The sequence below is a fragment of the Marinobacter manganoxydans MnI7-9 genome (genome assembly GCF_000235625.1).
In the GTDB taxonomy this organism is placed as follows: domain Bacteria; phylum Pseudomonadota; class Gammaproteobacteria; order Pseudomonadales; family Oleiphilaceae; genus Marinobacter; species Marinobacter manganoxydans.
On sequence record NZ_AGTR01000084.1, the window covers coordinates 212,154 to 227,854 of the forward strand.

Genomic DNA, 15,701 nt, shown 5'->3' on the forward strand with positions numbered 1-15,701 from the left:
AGAGATTCAGTTGTTGCAGACGCGCTCGACAGCATCCAGCCAGCCAGCGTAGAGAGATTCTCGCAAAGCCGGGCGCATTTCCGGATGGAACTGCCGCTCGCATTCCCAGAGCGCGGAGATCTGCTCAAGGTTGTCAAAAATACCTGTCTGTAGTCCCGCAAGGTAGGCAGCTCCGAGAGCGGTTGTCTCTGTAACCCGGGGCCGGTCAACGGTGACATTCAGTATGTCGGCCAGGAACTTCATCACCCAGTCGTTCACCACCATACCGCCATCCACGCGCAGCGATTCAAGTCGGGCGCCGTCGTTCTGGATCGCCCGCACCAGGTCCTTGGTCTGATAGCAGACCGACTGCAGGCCGGCGGTAACGATCTCGCCAATGCCCGTATCCCGCGTCAGGCCCATGATGGCGCCGCGAGCATGAGGATCCCAATGAGGGGCTCCCAGGCCGGTAAACGCCGGAACCAGGTAAACCGGATTGTCGACTCCGACCGCCTCCGCATGGGCGGAAGATTCATTGGCGTGGGCAATCAGCTTGAGCCCGTCCCTCAACCACTGCATGGCAGCACCGGCAACAAAAATACTTCCTTCTACCGCGTAACAGGGCTTGCCGTTTAGCCGATAGGCCATGGTGGTCAGCAACCGATTTTCGGACCGAACGGCCTTATCGCCCGTATTGAGCATGAGAAAACAGCCGGTGCCGTAAGTGCTCTTGGCCATGCCCGGGTAAAAGCAGGCCTGCCCCACGAGAGCCGCGTGCTGATCCCCTGCAATGCCGGCAATCATAACTGGCGCGCCCAACCACTGTACTTCGGCGGTGCCATAGTCTGCGGCGCTATCGAGTACTTCCGGCAGCAAGGCCCGCGGCACGCGAAACAGGGCCAGAAGATCGTCGTCCCAGTCCTGCTTGTGAATATTGAAAAGAGCCGTTCTCGAGGCATTGGTGGCATCGGTGCAGTGGGATTTTCCGTTCGTCAGGTTCCAGAGCAGCCAACTGTCCACCGTTCCAAAAGCCAGTGCACCGGATTCGGCCCGGGCGCGGGCGCCCTCCACGTTATCGAGAATCCAGGCTATCTTGGTGGCCGAAAAGTAGGGATCAATTAGCAGCCCGGTTCGTTCAACAACCGTGTCCTCATGGCCGTCTGATTTCAGCTTGGTACACCAGGACGCGGTTCGACGGTCCTGCCAGACAATAGCGTGGTAGATCGGCTCGCCGGTTGCCCGGTCCCAAATCACCGTGGTTTCCCGCTGATTGGTGATACCAATACCCGCCAGCTCCGAGGCGTCGATACCCGCTTTGTCGAGCGCGCCGCGACACACCGCCAGAGTGCTGTCCCAGATTTCCCGAGCATCGTGCTCCACCCAGCCATCTTTCGGGAAATACTGGTGAAATTCCTGCTGATCGGTTGCAACGCTGTTGCCCGTTTGATCAAAAACAATAGCACGGGAACTGGTTGTGCCCTGGTCGATGGCAAGCAGATAACGGGTCATGGACGGCCTCCTTTTGTTTCCCGGAATTCTAACAGCAGAGCAGACGGGAAAGGGTGACCGATATGGAATTTGGGAGCAGGCATAAAAAAAGGGCCGGAAAACCGGCCCTCAAATGACGAATGAAACAAGGAAAGTTCGTAAGAACTACAACCTCAAAAGTCATCCCTTACGCTTTGCAGTATTGACCGGCCCGCCAAAAACTTCAGTAGTGCTTGTGTAGCTGCTTTGTTACATCAGGTGAGGCGATGGGGTCTGGCTCACACAATGGAGTCCACCGGTTTTTTTCTGGGCCAGACCAGGCTGAATTTTGCACCGCCAAGCGTGTCGCTCCTGCTGACGAAGGCGTGCCCTCCGTGCCAGTAGAGAATCCGGCGAACAATAGACAAACCCAGGCCGTAGCCGCCGGAGGTTCGGGTACGGCTGTCGTCCAGTCGGGCAAACGCAGTAAACACTTTCTCCCAGTCTTCCTCTGGAATGCCGGGGCCATCGTCTTCAACGTCAACGCGACAGTTGTCCTCATCGAAATGACAGCTGACCAGCACCTTGCCAGCCGCGTAGCGTCCTGCGTTGCCTACCAGATTCTGGATCGCCCGATGCAGGTAGCGAGGCTCAATATCCGACAGCGCCCAACGTTCCGAGACCTCATCAATGTTGCCTTCGATACTCAGCTCGGGCCGGACCATCTGCTGCTCAGAGACCACCTGGCGGACAATGTCGGTTACCGAGGTTTCCTGCAGCGAGAAAACCGGGCCGCCCTGCTCCAGCCGCGCATAGGTCAGGATCTCATCAATCAGCTCGTCCAGTTCCTGGATATCGCCATCAATACCGTCCAGTTGCCTTTGCAGGGCAGACTCGTCCTGGCAGTCCTCGATCATCTGGACGCCAAAGCGGATACGGGCCACGGGAGTGCGCAATTCGTGCGAAACCGCGTGAATCATTTCCCGCTGCACCTGCACCAGGCGCTGTATGTGTTCGGCCATACCGTTGAATGACGAGGCCAGGCGGGTTACCAGCGTTCCCTCGCCCGCCTGGACCCGGGCGCTCATTTCTCCACGTGCGATTCGAACCGCTACCGACTCAACGGTTCTGAGATTACTGTCCACTTCCCGGAGCGCGAGGAAAACGGCAACGGCCAAAACCCCGCCAAGCACCAGGACCAGCAGCAGGACAACCGGCCAGGCCCAGGGATCAAACCCCGCGGGCATGTCAATCCGGTACAACTCACCGTCGGATAGCTGAACGATCACCCGTCCGCAACCGTCTGATTCGTCGGTGTAGAAGGCAAGGCCCCGCTCGGCGACCTGGTCCAGAACGTCAGAGTCCGGCAGCAGGTCGGCGTCGTCCAGGGTCTGCACTTCGACATTGAGAGAACGGGCCATTTGCGAGGCAACATTGAGACGGTCATCCGCAGAGGCTGAATCAAGATGCCACCGGAAAATCAACCCAATGGTTTCTGACACATCCCGGTAGGGCTCGTTCAGACGCAGCTGCAGGATTTCTCCGCTCAGTCCGGTTACCAGAACCCGATACCCTACGTCACTGTCGATGCCAACCACCTGGCCGTAGCCAAGTCGCTCCAGAGCCACCGGTGACAGGTTGAAACGGGAAGCAGCCCCCATGCGAAGATCAACCGTCGAACTCAGCCAGTGGTATTGCTGTAATGGTGCCGGGGCCGCAGCCAGCCAGCGCATCAGTGGCTCGGGGAAGCGTTCATGCCAGAATTGGGAGCGCACCGAGTTGATCCCGGTGAACAGCAGGACACATAAAAAAACAACCAGCGCGGTCAGGCCGGTAAGGCGGGCATAAAGCTTGAGGAAGAACTTCAGGGGCATGGTACCAACCCTGGCATGGAACACCGGTATGCGGGCGAATGGCACACCGGCTCCAGAGACTGAATCGTCAGGCTTCCTTTACGAACAGGTAGCCTTTACTACGAACGGTCTTGATGCGTCGCGGATGGATGGGGTCATCGCCAATCTTGGGTCGAATCCGGGAAACGCGAACATCAATGGATCGATCCTGACCATCGTATTCAATACCACGCAAGGCGGTGAAGATTTCTTCCCGGCTAAGCACGCGGCCCGCGTTGCTGGCGAGCAACCAGAGCAAATCAAATTCGGCGCTGGTCAGATCAATGCTTTCTTCACTCAGCCAGGCCTCCCGCATGGAGCGGTCGACAACCAGATCATTGAACTGGAGGCGCACCGGTTCTTCGCCCCCTGCCTCGTCCGCCGACCCCGAGCCGGTTTCGGTCACCCGACGCAGCATGGCGCGAATCCGTGCCAGCAGCACCCGGGGTTTGACCGGTTTGCCAATATAGTCATCGGCACCCATTTCCAGACCCAGGACCTGGTCCAGATCGTCGGTTCGGGCAGTCAACATGATGATCGGACCGGAAAAGAAGGGGCGCACCCGTCGGCAAATGGAAAGCCCATCCTCGCCAGGTAACATAAGATCCAGAACCACCAGATCCGGCTGCTCGTTACGGATCCGCTCTACCGCGGCCCCACCATGAGTTTCCAGGGAGACGGTCAACCCGTTGCTTTCAAGGTATTCGCGGGTTAACTCCGCCAACCGCTCGTCGTCCTCGACAATCAGAATTCGCCAACTTTCGTTTGTCTGTTCCACGCCATCCATCTCTGGTTTTGTTATTCCGGTTTCAGGTCATTCTGTGTACCTGACGATACAGGCAACCTGCTGTAACAGCAATTATACATGCTATTCAGAAATATACATGGAACCGCTGCTTCGTTACACCCTGTGACAGAGCTCCCGTAACCGCCAATCGGCCCCGATGTCACAGACACGTCACCTGGTGGTCACCGATGTGTCATACCGGCTTCATAGGCTTGTCGGGAAATGGAAACAAAAGAGACGACGCCATGACCACACAAACCGCGAAAGCCCGCCGCAGCGCCCGTCGCCTGAAAACCGACATGACCCGATGCCCCAGACAGGTCGAAGCGGCCCAGCGGCTGCGTTACCGGGTATTTTCGGAGGAATACGGCAGCGACCTGGGCGCACAGACGCCCGGCATCGACGCTGACGAGTTCGATGCAGTGTGTGACCACCTGATCGTTACCGACCTGGATTCGGGCGAACTGGTAGCGACCACACGCATCCTGCACCAGAAAGACACCAAAGATGTTGGCGGCTTTTATTCGGCCGGGGAGTTCGACCTGAGCGCCCTGGAGAGACTCCCTGGCACCATCGCCGAGCTGGGGCGCACTTGTGTTCACCCGGATTATCGCAATGGCGCGACCATCAGCCTGCTCTGGTCGGCAGTGGCCGAATATCTGGTTGAGCGCGGTGTTGACTACATGATTGGCTGCGCGAGCATCGGCATGTCTGACGGTGGCCTGAAAGCCTGGCGCATCGCCCGCCACCTCCAGACCGAGTATCTGGCCGATCCGGCCTTTCTGGTAAAGCCACTTCGCGCGATGCCGCATCTGACCCACACCCGGGACAGCGATCGACCGGTGGACGTTCCTGCGCTGATCCGAGCCTACATGCGTCTTGGTGCCCGTGTCTGCGGTGAGCCCTGCTGGGATCCGGATTTTCGCTGTGCCGACCTGTTGGTTGTGCTGGAGGTCAGCAAACTGGCCGGCCGCTACAGCCGGCACTTCATGCGCTCGGCATCCTGAAGACGGGAGTCTGTGAGATGAGCTGGCTGAGACTCTGCGTTCGGATCACTGCCTTTATGGCTTTTCTGGCAGCCACCACGATGCTGGCCGCCGGTTTGAGGGTCAGTGAAGTGGTTACCCGCAAAGCCATCGATCGGACACCCTGGGCCAGATTCTGTTTCCGGTGGGCCTGCCGGTGCCTGGGACTGCGTATACACCAGCATGGCTCACCCTCAGACGATACCGTTCTGTTCGTCAGCAACCACATCAGTTGGTCAGATATTCCGATTCTGGGGAGCCTGGCACCGATCCGGTTCCTGTCGAAAGCCGAGGTTGGCCAATGGCCGGTCATAGGCTGGCTGGCACGACAGGCCGGCACGCTTTTCATCCGGCGGGGAGGCGGTCAGGCCCGCCGCGTTCGGGACCAGATTATTGAGAACTTGCAGGCTGAAGAGAATGTCCTGGTCTACCCGGAAGGAACCACCAGCGCAGGTCTGACGGTATTGCCGTTCCATGGCCTGCTGCTCAACGCCGCACCGGAAAGCAAGACACCAATCCAGCCCGTCACCATCGCCTATCGCCGAGACGGGCGACCAGACCATCTGGCTCCTTTCATTGGAGACGATGAGTTCCACAGCCATCTGCTGCGAATGCTCAAACAGCCCTCTGCCCGGGTCGACGTTGTCTTCCATGCACCGGTGTACCCGTCGGATCAGGCCCCAACCGGTGAGTTGGCCGTCCGCCTGCGAGAAACCGTTCTCGACGGCCTGACGCGGATATACAGCGGCGAATACGACGAGCCGGTAACAGATCTCTTCAGAACAGGGGACGACCCTGGGCTACCTCATCTTCCGTCGCTTCACGGCGGCCCACGATCTCCAGATCAAAGTACAGGGTAAAGCCCGCCAGCGGGTGATTGGCATCCACCTTCACCAGATTGCCGTCGATCCCGACAACCTGCACGATCTGAGCTTCATCGCCGGTGTTGGTCTGGAATTTCATGCCAATCTGCAGGTTCTCGATACCTTCAAACAGTGAGCGCGGCACCTTGCGCACCAGCTCCGGCTTGTGTTCGCCATACGCCATGGCCGGCGGCACCGTTACCTCCAGGCAATCCCCAACATTGCGGTCTTTTACCGCCTGCTGAATCCCTTCAATAATCTCGGGGCTGCCGTAGACAAAGTGCAGGGGCTCACTGCCTTCGGAAGTATCAACCAGCTCGCCGATCTTGTTTTTCAGTACGTAGTGAACGGTAAAAACGTCGGGTCTTGCTTGTGAAGCTGTCATCAGGTTTTCGAGTTTCCTGTATCCGATGGTGTTTCGAGCTGTTGCAGGCCATGAATTACCAGTCGCTGATCCAGCTTGTCCCGCAATCCTGAAGGGTTGCTCAGGCCCATGCGCTCAAGCAGGGACCCGTAACGGCCTTCGTCATCCCGGGCCCGGAGGGCCTGTAACAGAGTGGACAGTTTACCACGGCGAGTGGCCGTTGCGGCCTTGAGCCCCTTAAGGGCTTTCCCCAACGTCAGCTCCTCATCGGTAAAGTCCCTGCCAAACGGGAACGGAGGGAACAGGCTGGCATCTCCCGCAGCCGCAACGGCACGACGGATGGCTTGCGGGGTATTGTTACACCAGTCGGCAGGCAGCTTGAACGCAGGATCCACCTTGCCCGCCTTCTGGGCTTTTTTCAGAAGCTCCTGCTGGAACCGGGAGTCGGCAATGCGGATCAGCCTCAGGAAAACCTGCTCGTCGGACTGCCCTCTCAGATCGGCAATCCCGTACTCGGTAATGACTATGTCCCGCAGATGGCGGGGTATGGTGCAATGACCATAATTGAACACGATATTGGACAGTACCTTGCCCTGGGATGACCGGGTGCTGCGCAGCGACAGGATCGAACGTGCGCCCGGCAGCTCGTGAGCCATGGCAACGAAGTTGTACTGGCCACCGACGCCACTGACCACACGACCATCTTCAAGACCATCCGATACGCCAGCACCGTTGAGGGTGTACATCATAGCCGAATTGATGAACCGGCCATGAACGCGCTGCGCCGCTTTCAGCTTCTGGTCTCCGAACCGGTGGTCATACAGGTGGTTGATGAAGTTCACGCTGGTCATGCAGATTTTTGCACGCTGCTCGTCGGTCATTTCCCTGAGGTACTGGTAAAACTGCTCGGGACCAACGTAAAAACCGCCGTGCATGGCGATACCGCCAGTCAGCCGTTCCCCGAGGATGAGGGTTTGGATGGCCTGCCGGGCCTCCGGATTGTCCAGATCACCCTCGACCGACTGATCACCAATACGTAACCGGCCGCCCTTGAACTCGACAGCTTCTTTAAAGATGCCGTGCTGGACCAGCCAATGAACATCCTTTGCCCGCAACGGGCTATCAATAAGCTTTTCGCGCCGCAGGACATCGAGGGTTGCGAGAGACACTTCGCTGGGAATATCACCGCGATTGATCAATGTCTGCAGACCGGCGTGATCGTATACCTCGCGGGTAAGGATGCCTTCCTGCATCAGGTACAGGAAACCATCCACCATCATTTCACTACAGCCATAAAGCCCCTCCTCGAAGGGGCCGGTGCCACCGTCCTCGCGAACGACGGGGAAATGCTGATCAACCTGGAGATGGTCAAACACCTGCCGCCAGGCCTTATTGTGACTGTGTCTGAGAATGGCACTGTGGACCAGGGCCGCGCCCAGTGAGCCGATGCCAACCTGGAGCGTACCGCCGTCCTTCAGGAGGGTACTGGCGTAGAATCCGATCAGGTGGTCTTCCGGGCTGACCGACATCTGGGGCGCTGAGAACAGCGGATAGTCTCCCGAAGGCTGATCAAGCAAGACATCGAACCGGTCTGCTTCAATCGCCGCATGATGGCCAAACCAGGGAAGGTTCTGGTTCATCTCGGCCACCAGCGCCACCGGCGTGCCAGCCGCCTCGCGCTCACGGAGCAGGGGAATCAGGTCCAGCGTCAGATCCGGGTTGCAGCTCAGACTGACCTGGCCGGGCTGCCCATGGGCCTCGCCCGGCGACACCATCTGGGCGACGACATTGACACCCACCGCCATCAGATCGCGAACGGCATGAGTATAGTTGGTACACACGTAATGCCGCTGCTGGGAACGATTGTTCAGATAACTGCCGGCTTTGAAGAAAAACTCCGAGACCTGAACATTCTCAGGAAGACGGTTTGCCGATACATCCTTGGCATAGGCCAGTTCAGGAATCCGGCCATAGAGGCGCTCAACAAAAGGCCCCATGAAACGCTTTTCCAGCGAGGAGCCGCCCTTTGGCGCCAGCAGCGACAGTGCCGTAACAATGTGCAGGCTGATTTCCGGATCGTCTTTCGCCCGCTGGTATAGCGCATTAACAAAGCGAACCGGTTTTCCGAGCCCGAGCGGCAAACCGAGAGTAATCTCCTTGCCAACCCGGCGAATCACCTCGTCAACACAGGCGTTCACATCATTTGATAACTGCCCTCTATCACCCGCCATTACCAAGCTCCTTATTGGCTAATCAGCATGTTAACGGAGATGATCACACGAGCATCGGGCACAGACAATGCGCCAGATCATGATTCTGGGGTTTGATGATACTGCCGGGTGCGGGGAATTGCGGGGTTCAGAAGTTCCACTTCAGGTTCAGGCAGGCACCCTCGTTCAGGAGCGCAATGCCATGGTCGGCCTGGGCCGGATCTGACGCATAATGCTTGCCGGAGTGCTTCGAACGGGTGAAGGTAAGGCTCAGCAGGCGGGAACCGATTTCGGCAAACGCATCGGAACTGTCCTCGTCAAAATCACCGGAAACCCGTTCCTGGATTTCGAAAATCTGCTCGCTGGCTGTCTTGCTTTCGACCTGTTCGAAGACGCGCTCGGATGCTTCGGCGCGAACGACGAAAGCAACAAGATTGAGAGCGAGTAACGCAACAAAGATTCGAATAATCATGACACTGCCTGAGACCTTTTTTCCGACACGGGAGTCTACGGATACCTTAGGCTTAAGTCTAATGATTAAGAGCCGGAAAAATGTGAATCTGCACACAAAGACGCCGACTTTTTGTCACGGCATCAGCATCTTTTTGTCAATTTATGATCCCCGATATTTCAGACTGTAACAGCACCCCCGGCCAGCGCCTCTCAGCCGGGGGTTCAAGCCAACCAAGCCGGCGGGCTCAGGGGCAGGGGTAGGTGAATTCCTGATGAATGGCCTCTATCGCTTCCAGTACCTCGGGGCTCAGGGTGACCTTTGCGGACCCTATGTTTTCCCGCAGCTGCTCCATGGATGTTGCTCCGATGATATTGCTGGTCACAAAGCTACGGCTGTTCACGTAAGCCAGCGCCATCTGGACCGGAGACAATCCGTTCTGCCGAGCCAGCTCAACATAGGCCTGGGTGGCATCCATGCCACGACTGCCGGTGTAGCGACTGAAACGCTCATACAGGGTCATTCTGGCTTTTTCAGGCCACTTGCCGCCCAGATATTTGCCGGAGAGCATGCCAAAAGCCAGCGGTGAGTAGGCGAGCAAACCGGCCTGTTCCCGGTGGGCAATTTCCGCCATCCCCACCTCAAATGAACGATTCAGGAGGTTGTAGGGATTCTGGATACTGGCCACTCTCGGCCAGCCTTTCTCGCCGGACAGACGAAGGTACTCCATGGTGCCCCAGGGCGTCTCATTGGACAGTCCGATGTGCCGGACCTTCCCGGACCGAACCAGATCATTCAGCGCTTCGAGTGTTTCCTCGATCGGCGTGAAAGATTCTTCCGGGTTGTGCTCGTAACCGAGCTTGCCGAAAAAGTTCGTGCTGCGATCCGGCCAGTGCACCTGGTACAGATCAATGTAGTCGGTCTGCAGGCGTTTCAGGCTGGCGTCGCAGGCTTCCATAATATGATCCCGGGTCAGGCGCGGACCATTACGCAGGTACTTCAGTCCGTTGCCCGGTCCCGCCACTTTCGACGCAATTACCAGTTCGTTGCGGTTGCCCCTGCTTGCAAGCCAGTTTCCCAGGTAGGTCTCGGTCAGCCCCTGGGTTTCCGCCCGGGGCGGCACAGGGTACATCTCTGCGGCATCAATAAAGTTGATACCCTCGGCGACTGCGTAATCCAGCTGTTCAAATGCTTCCTTTTCGGTGTTCTGCTCCCCCCAGGTCATGGTGCCCAGGCAAATCAGGGTAACGTCGAGATCGGTCTTTCCAAGCTTTCGCGTTTGCATATCGTCTCCGATTCGGTTCGGTTAACGGGTAAAGGGAATGTCACGGGAGTGTCGCATAACTGTCATGCCGGCTTTTCATAGTAGGGGCATGTCAAAGGAAGCACAGGAAACACCGTGACCGAGACCATGCAGGCCAACCGGCGCTCACAACACATTACCATTGTTTCGGAGACTTTTCCGCCGGAAATCAATGGCGTGGCAAACACGCTCAGGCAGCTTTGCCAGGGGCTGATGCAACGTGGGCACCGGGTAACGGTTATACGGCCGCGACAGCAGCATGAGCGCAAAGGCCACTTTGCCAGTGCTGGCGAGGCACTCTTCTCCCGTGAACATGTGGTGACCGGATTGCCGCTACCCGGGTACGCCGACCTGCGCTTTGGCCTCGCCCGAACCGGCCATCTGAAAAAGCTCCTGACCACTGACCGCCCCGATGCCGTCTACGTTGCCACTCAGGGCCCGTTGGGCGTTGCGGCGACCACAGCCGCAAGGCAGATAGGGATTCCGGTCAGCTCGGGCTTCCACACAAATTTTCACAGTTACAGCCGTTATTATGGCGTCGGCATGCTGGAGAGGCTGCTGTGCCTCTACGGTCGATGGTTCCACAACCGCACGGCCATCACCCTGGTGCCGACTCGAAAAATGCAGCAGACAACCCGCGCCATGGGTATTCCGGCGACCGGCCTCTGGAGTCGGGGCGTGGACTGTCATCGCTTTACTCCCCACAAGCGAGACAGCGCACTGCGGGAATCCTGGGGCTTACAGGCCAATGACCGCGCCATTCTGTATGTCGGCCGGCTTGCACCGGAAAAGAACCTTCGGATGGCGGTTGCCTGCTTCGAACGTATTCGCGGCCTTCACCCCCAGGCCAGGTTCATACTGGTTGGCGACGGCCCGCTACGGCGCCAGCTGGCTGAACGCCACCCCGATTACGTGTTCTGCGGCACCCGCCGGGGCGACGACCTGGCACGCCATTTCGCCTCAGGCGACCTCTTCCTGTTTCCGAGCAAAACCGACACCTTCGGCAACGTGGTGCTGGAGGCAATGGCCAGCGGACTGGGCGTCGTCAGCTTTGACGACGCCGCCGCAGCCGAACACATACGCCACGAAGAAAACGGCATGAAGGTGCCTCTGGACGAGGATGAAGCATACGTCGACAGCGCTCTCCGCCTGGCCGATCAACCAACCTTGCTGAACCGGATCAGGGCCCAGGCAAGGCTGGACGCTCTGGAACAGAACTGGAACTCGCAGATCGAACAATTTGAACAACTGGTTTTCAACCAAACCGCAAAGGCCGGATACCATGCCATCAACAAGCAAAGCATCTCGCTTCTTTGAACTGGCAGACCAGCGGGAAGTCGCTTTCTGCCAGTCTATTAACCGCGCTGTTCGTTTCCGGCCAGCCCTTGGCTATTTCCGGCTGGTAAGCCGACTCGGAGACGGCTGGTTCTGGTACGCGCTGATCCTTTCCATTCCCTTTCTCTATCCGCAATCGGGCCCCGGTCTGGCCCTGCTCATGGCGCTGACGGGGCTCACCTGTACCCTCAGCTACAAGTTGCTCAAGCGCTGGCTTATCCGGGAGCGACCGTTTATATCCTTTCCGGCCATCAACTGCGGCACACCCCCCCTCGACCGCTACAGCTTTCCCTCCGGCCACACACTTCACGCCGCCTGCTTTCAGGTTATGCTCACCGTGGCCGAACCGGCGCTGGCGCTGATCGTGCTTCCCTTCACCCTCAGTGTCGCCGCATCACGGGTGGTTCTGGGCCTGCACTACCCCAGCGACGTCGCCGCAGGCGCCCTGATCGGTGGGCTGATGGGTTACGTGGCCATGAGCTGGCTGCACTCCGATTTCGTGACCATATTTGCCGGGTCCGTCTGAACGCTAATCAAACAGGCGCAACTGGGTAACCGGGGCGTCATCATTTCGAAAACGCACGCCCAGCCCCAGCAGCCGCACCGGTCGCTCCCGGTTGGTCACCAGTTCTGCCAACAGCGGCAGATAATCTTCCAGGGCAGGCTCTTTAACCTGTTCCCGGACTCGCTCCAGGGTGTGGGTTGAAAAATCGCTGTACCGGATCTTGATAAAGAGCTTGTGAATCGGTTTCCGGCGGGCCTTGCGCGACAGGCGGAGGTTGAGATCTGCAACCAGGGAGGCCATGACGGTCTCGCAGGCGGCCATGTCCGGCAAATCCTGGGAAAAGGTTCGTTCGACGCTGACCGACTTGGCAATCCGCGACACCACCACCGCCCGGTCATCCCGCCCGTGGGCCATCTCATGGAGGCGATAGCCCTGTTTGCCGAACCGCTCGATCAGAACATCGGCCCCCTGCGCCTGCATGTCGCCGCAGGTTTTGACGCCAAGTGCGTGCAGTTTCGAGGCCGTTACCTGCCCTACGCCAAACAGCTTCTCAACCGGCAATCCCTGCACGAAGCCCTCAACGTCCTCCGGGCGAATCACGAACAGCCCGTCCGGCTTTTCCCAGTCGCTGGCGATTTTCGCGAGGAACTTGTTGGGCGCGACGCCGGCGGAAATAGTGATGCCCACTTCCTGGCGCACCCGCTCCCGAAGGTGGCGAGCCATCAGGGTGGCACTGCCCTTGTGATCGGTCACATCAGAGACATCAAGAAAGGCCTCGTCCAGGGAAAGAGGTTCCACCAGATCCGTCAGCTCCCGCAGGATCGCCATCACCTGCTGTGACACCGCCCGGTACCGGCCCATGTCCGTCGGTACCGTCACCAGCCCCGGGCACAGCCGACGCGCCTCGCTACCCGGCATCGCCGAACGCACACCGTACGCGCGGGCCTTGTAATTGCAGGTGGTTACCACGCCCCGGCCACCATCACCACCCACTGCCAGCGGCACATCCCGGAGGCTGGGATCGTCCCGCATCTCCACGGCCGCGTAGAAGCAGTCACAATCCACATGGATGATCTTGCGTTGTGGCATAATCAGGGGGCTCGCGTCGACTTTCTGTACATTTATACAGCCTTGTATCTTAAGCTAACATGCAGAGAATGTCAGGAACCCCAACAACCGGCGCATCAACCATTGCGAGGCCACCATGAGCAACCCGATTCCTGAAGCAGAACGCACCGAAATTGAAGCCGCAGCTTTTCGTCGCCTGGTCAAACACCTGCGTGACAACACCGATGTGCAGAACATTGACCTGATGAACCTCGCGGGTTTCTGCCGCAACTGCCTGTCCAAGTGGTACCGGGCAGAGGCAGATGAGCGGGGTTTCGAAATCTCTGATCCGCAAGCCCGTGAGGAGATTTATGGCATGCCCTATGAGGACTGGAAAGCCCTCTACCAGACAGGCCCCAAGCAGGATCATAAATAATGAGTGTCAATGATGCCGTGAGGATCCACCTGGCATCCCTGGACGCTGGTCATGCCAGCTTCAAAGACTCCCTGGCGCTGATCGAAGAGCATTTTGAGTACCAGCCCTGCGGCTTCCGCAACGGCCCGCTGGTGAACGCGGAGGGCGAGAACGCCGGGTCCTGCCGGATCTTTGGCCTTGGCCAGTACTGCAACCTGAGCGAAGTCGACACGCTCAAACTGTTTGCCGAGCACTATCAGCAGGTTCTGGACGACCCGACCGGCGAGAGCCATGGCAACATCCGCCAGTTTATCAGCACCGGGTGGTCAGGCATCCGATTCGAAGGCGTGCCACTCCGGCAGCGCCCCAACCCAACCGACAACATGACCAGGGAAGAGACTCCTTCATGAGCGATACCGCCACCTCCGGGGTAAAACAGGGTTTTCAGCTAAAAAGCGCCAGCGTGTCCATGACAGCCCTGGAGCTCTATTATTTTGACGACAGCGAATTTGAAGAAGTACTGCGAGACAAGATCAGCCAGGCCCCCGGCTTCTTCAAGGACATTCCGCTGATCATCAGTCTGGAGAAATACCAGGGGCTGGACAGCGAACTGGATTTTTTCAAGATGATCGGCACCTGCCGGCGTAACCACATCCATGTGATTGGCGTGCGCGGTGGCACCGACGACCAGCGCCGTCTCGCCCGGGGCGCTGCACTGGCCTTGCTGCCCGGCAACGGTCAGCGGGATCGCACCCATGAAGCCGAACAGGCGGCCGCGGACGAAGCGGAAGCGGCAGTTGTTGCAGCCTCGACAAGCGCTGCCGGTGACCCACCTCCGGCCAAAATCATCTCCCAGCCGGTCCGCTCCGGCCAACAGATCCACGCACCGGAAGGTGACCTGGTTATCCTGGCACCGGTGCAGGCCGGTGCCGAAGTGCTCGCGGCGGGCAACATCCATGTTTACGGCCCGCTTCGGGGCCGGGCACTGGCCGGCATCCATGGCGCAGAATCCGCACGGGTTTTCTGTCAATCGCTGGAAGCGGAGCTTGTGTCCATCGCGGGACACTATAAAATCTCCGAAGATCTTCAGGACAATGGCTGGAAAAGCGCTGTGCAAATCCAGCTCAGGGACGACCTGCTGGTGGTAACGCCACTGGACAAGGCCTGATTTTGGAGCTGAACACAATAACTTGACCGGATAATTCGGCAGACACGACGAATCCACCGAGAAACAGGAACAGAACCTTGGCTAGAATTATTGTCGTTACCTCAGGAAAGGGCGGCGTTGGCAAAACCACCACCAGCGCCTCGATCAGCACCGGCCTTGCCAAGCGAGGCCACAAGACAGTAGTCATCGATTTTGACGTGGGCCTGCGTAACCTGGACCTGATCATGAACTGCGAGCGTCGCGTGGTGTACGACTTCGTAAACGTGATCCAGGGCGAAGCCTCCCTGAACCAGGCGCTGATCCGCGACAAGCGGGTCGATACCCTGTACATCCTTCCAGCCTCCCAGACCCGGGAAAAGGAAGCACTGACCAAAGATGGCGTCGAGAAAGTCATCAACGAGCTTTCCGAGACCTTCGATTACATCGTCTGCGACTCTCCTGCCGGCATTGAGCATGGTGCCCTGATGGCGCTGTATTACGCTGATGAGGCGATTGTGGTTACCAATCCCGAAGTGTCTTCGGTGCGGGATTCCGACCGCATTCTGGGCATTCTGCAGAGCAAATCCCGTCGAGCCGAAATGGGCCAGGACCCGGTCAAGGAACACCTGCTCCTGACCCGTTACAACCCGTCCCGTGTCGAAAAGGGCGAGATGCTGTCCGTGGCGGACGTAGAGGAAATCCTCGCGATACCTCTGCTGGGCGTCATTCCGGAAAGCCAGATTGTTCTGAACGCTTCAAACCAGGGTTTGCCGGTTATCCTCGAAGAGGACAGCGATGCCGGCCAGGCCTACGATGATGCGGTTGCACGCCTTCTGGGAGAGGAACGGGAACACCGTTTCATGACGTCCCAGAAGAAGGGTTTCTTCTCACGGATGTTCAAGGGGGGCTAA

16 protein-coding genes are annotated in these 15,701 nt (G+C 58.5%); 8 read left to right on the plus strand and 8 right to left on the minus strand.

The window, feature by feature from the left end; translation table 11 throughout:
* Window positions 1–6: 6 nt before the first annotated feature.
* The 3 genes from glpK to KYE_RS17910 all read right to left on the minus strand — a co-directional run bounded on the left by glpK (window position 7) and on the right by KYE_RS17910 (window position 4,125).
* Complete coding sequence (glpK, locus tag KYE_RS17900; RefSeq protein ID WP_008176268.1) at window positions 7–1,488, minus strand: glycerol kinase GlpK; 1,482 nt, start codon at window positions 1,486–1,488, stop codon at window positions 7–9.
* A 257-nt stretch (window positions 1,489–1,745) separates the two neighbouring features.
* Complete coding sequence (locus KYE_RS17905; protein WP_008176270.1) at window positions 1,746–3,365, minus strand: ATP-binding protein; 1,620 nt, start codon at window positions 3,363–3,365, stop codon at window positions 1,746–1,748.
* A 22-nt stretch (window positions 3,366–3,387) separates the two neighbouring features.
* A complete protein-coding gene (locus tag KYE_RS17910) occupies window positions 3,388–4,125 on the minus strand; it encodes a response regulator (protein ID WP_014576254.1) in 738 nt (245 codons plus the stop codon).
* Window positions 4,126–4,370: 245 nt separating this feature from the next.
* Here KYE_RS17910 and KYE_RS17915 point away from each other — a divergent pair, with 245 nt between their 5' ends.
* Window positions 4,371–5,132, plus strand: coding sequence for a GNAT family N-acetyltransferase (locus tag KYE_RS17915; RefSeq protein WP_008176274.1), 762 nt, complete (start codon window positions 4,371–4,373; stop codon window positions 5,130–5,132).
* A gap of 17 nt (window positions 5,133–5,149) precedes the next feature.
* On the plus strand, window positions 5,150–6,010 hold the full coding sequence (locus tag KYE_RS17920; RefSeq protein WP_039882135.1) for a lysophospholipid acyltransferase family protein: 861 nt from the start codon (window positions 5,150–5,152) through the stop codon (window positions 6,008–6,010).
* On the opposite strand, the gene KYE_RS17925 is transcribed toward KYE_RS17920, so the two are convergent.
* The 4 genes from KYE_RS17925 to KYE_RS17940 all read right to left on the minus strand — a co-directional run bounded on the left by KYE_RS17925 (window position 5,928) and on the right by KYE_RS17940 (window position 10,323).
* Window positions 5,928–6,398, minus strand: a complete 471-nt coding sequence (locus KYE_RS17925; RefSeq protein WP_008176279.1) for an FKBP-type peptidyl-prolyl cis-trans isomerase — start codon at window positions 6,396–6,398, stop codon at window positions 5,928–5,930. The genes KYE_RS17920 and KYE_RS17925 overlap by 83 nt on opposite strands.
* Window positions 6,398–8,608, minus strand: coding sequence for an acetyl-CoA hydrolase/transferase C-terminal domain-containing protein (locus KYE_RS17930; RefSeq protein WP_008176281.1), 2,211 nt, complete (start codon window positions 8,606–8,608; stop codon window positions 6,398–6,400). Before KYE_RS17930 ends, KYE_RS17925 begins: the two co-directional genes overlap by 1 nt.
* Before the next feature lie 127 nt (window positions 8,609–8,735).
* Complete coding sequence (locus KYE_RS17935) at window positions 8,736–9,059, minus strand: hypothetical protein (RefSeq protein WP_008176283.1); 324 nt, start codon at window positions 9,057–9,059, stop codon at window positions 8,736–8,738.
* A 226-nt stretch (window positions 9,060–9,285) separates the two neighbouring features.
* The gene (locus KYE_RS17940; protein WP_008176285.1) at window positions 9,286–10,323 is read right to left on the minus strand and encodes an NADP(H)-dependent aldo-keto reductase; all 1,038 of its coding nucleotides are present in this window, start codon (window positions 10,321–10,323) and stop codon (window positions 9,286–9,288) included.
* Between the two features lie 126 nt (window positions 10,324–10,449).
* Between KYE_RS17940 and KYE_RS17945 the strand changes: the two genes are divergently transcribed.
* Together KYE_RS17945 and KYE_RS17950 are read left to right on the plus strand one after the other, a co-directional pair.
* Entirely contained in the window at window positions 10,450–11,658 is a 1,209-nt protein-coding gene (locus tag KYE_RS17945) for a glycosyltransferase family 4 protein (protein WP_008176287.1), read from the plus strand.
* Window positions 11,624–12,202 carry a phosphatase PAP2 family protein gene (locus tag KYE_RS17950; protein ID WP_008176289.1) on the plus strand — a complete coding sequence of 193 codons (579 nt, stop codon included), beginning with the start codon at window positions 11,624–11,626 and terminating at the stop codon, window positions 12,200–12,202. Before KYE_RS17945 ends, KYE_RS17950 begins: the two co-directional genes overlap by 35 nt.
* A 3-nt stretch (window positions 12,203–12,205) precedes the next feature.
* Here KYE_RS17950 and dinB read toward each other — a convergent pair whose 3' ends face one another.
* The gene (dinB, locus tag KYE_RS17955) at window positions 12,206–13,270 is read right to left on the minus strand and encodes a DNA polymerase IV (RefSeq protein ID WP_008176291.1); all 1,065 of its coding nucleotides are present in this window, start codon (window positions 13,268–13,270) and stop codon (window positions 12,206–12,208) included.
* 115 nt (window positions 13,271–13,385) lie between these two features.
* Here dinB and KYE_RS17960 point away from each other — a divergent pair, with 115 nt between their 5' ends.
* From KYE_RS17960 to minD, 4 genes are all read left to right on the plus strand, one after another.
* The gene (locus tag KYE_RS17960) at window positions 13,386–13,664 is read left to right on the plus strand and encodes a DUF1244 domain-containing protein (protein WP_008176293.1); all 279 of its coding nucleotides are present in this window, start codon (window positions 13,386–13,388) and stop codon (window positions 13,662–13,664) included.
* On the plus strand, window positions 13,664–14,053 hold the full coding sequence (locus tag KYE_RS17965; protein ID WP_008176295.1) for a HopJ type III effector protein: 390 nt from the start codon (window positions 13,664–13,666) through the stop codon (window positions 14,051–14,053). Before KYE_RS17960 ends, KYE_RS17965 begins: the two co-directional genes overlap by 1 nt.
* Window positions 14,050–14,811 carry a septum site-determining protein MinC gene (minC, locus tag KYE_RS17970; RefSeq protein WP_008176297.1) on the plus strand — a complete coding sequence of 254 codons (762 nt, stop codon included), beginning with the start codon at window positions 14,050–14,052 and terminating at the stop codon, window positions 14,809–14,811. Before KYE_RS17965 ends, minC begins: the two co-directional genes overlap by 4 nt.
* Window positions 14,812–14,888: 77 nt before the next feature.
* Window positions 14,889–15,701, plus strand: a complete 813-nt coding sequence (minD, locus tag KYE_RS17975) for a septum site-determining protein MinD (protein WP_008176299.1) — start codon at window positions 14,889–14,891, stop codon at window positions 15,699–15,701.

Coding starts and splice junctions, on each gene's coding strand:
- glpK (WP_008176268.1), bottom strand. CDS start 1,488: ATGACCCGTTATCTGCTTGCCATCGACCAGGGCACAACCAGTTCCCGT.
- KYE_RS17910 (WP_014576254.1), bottom strand. CDS start 4,125: ATGGATGGCGTGGAACAGACAAACGAAAGTTGGCGAATTCTGATTGTC.
- KYE_RS17915 (WP_008176274.1), top strand. CDS start 4,371: ATGACCACACAAACCGCGAAAGCCCGCCGCAGCGCCCGTCGCCTGAAA.
- KYE_RS17920 (WP_039882135.1), top strand. CDS start 5,150: ATGAGCTGGCTGAGACTCTGCGTTCGGATCACTGCCTTTATGGCTTTT.
- KYE_RS17925 (WP_008176279.1), bottom strand. CDS start 6,398: ATGACAGCTTCACAAGCAAGACCCGACGTTTTTACCGTTCACTACGTA.
- KYE_RS17930 (WP_008176281.1), bottom strand. CDS start 8,608: ATGGCGGGTGATAGAGGGCAGTTATCAAATGATGTGAACGCCTGTGTT.
- KYE_RS17935 (WP_008176283.1), bottom strand. CDS start 9,059: ATGATTATTCGAATCTTTGTTGCGTTACTCGCTCTCAATCTTGTTGCT.
- KYE_RS17940 (WP_008176285.1), bottom strand. CDS start 10,323: ATGCAAACGCGAAAGCTTGGAAAGACCGATCTCGACGTTACCCTGATT.
- KYE_RS17945 (WP_008176287.1), top strand. CDS start 10,450: ATGCAGGCCAACCGGCGCTCACAACACATTACCATTGTTTCGGAGACT.
- KYE_RS17950 (WP_008176289.1), top strand. CDS start 11,624: ATGCCATCAACAAGCAAAGCATCTCGCTTCTTTGAACTGGCAGACCAG.
- dinB (WP_008176291.1), bottom strand. CDS start 13,270: ATGCCACAACGCAAGATCATCCATGTGGATTGTGACTGCTTCTACGCG.
- KYE_RS17960 (WP_008176293.1), top strand. CDS start 13,386: ATGAGCAACCCGATTCCTGAAGCAGAACGCACCGAAATTGAAGCCGCA.
- KYE_RS17965 (WP_008176295.1), top strand. CDS start 13,664: ATGAGTGTCAATGATGCCGTGAGGATCCACCTGGCATCCCTGGACGCT.
- minC (WP_008176297.1), top strand. CDS start 14,050: ATGAGCGATACCGCCACCTCCGGGGTAAAACAGGGTTTTCAGCTAAAA.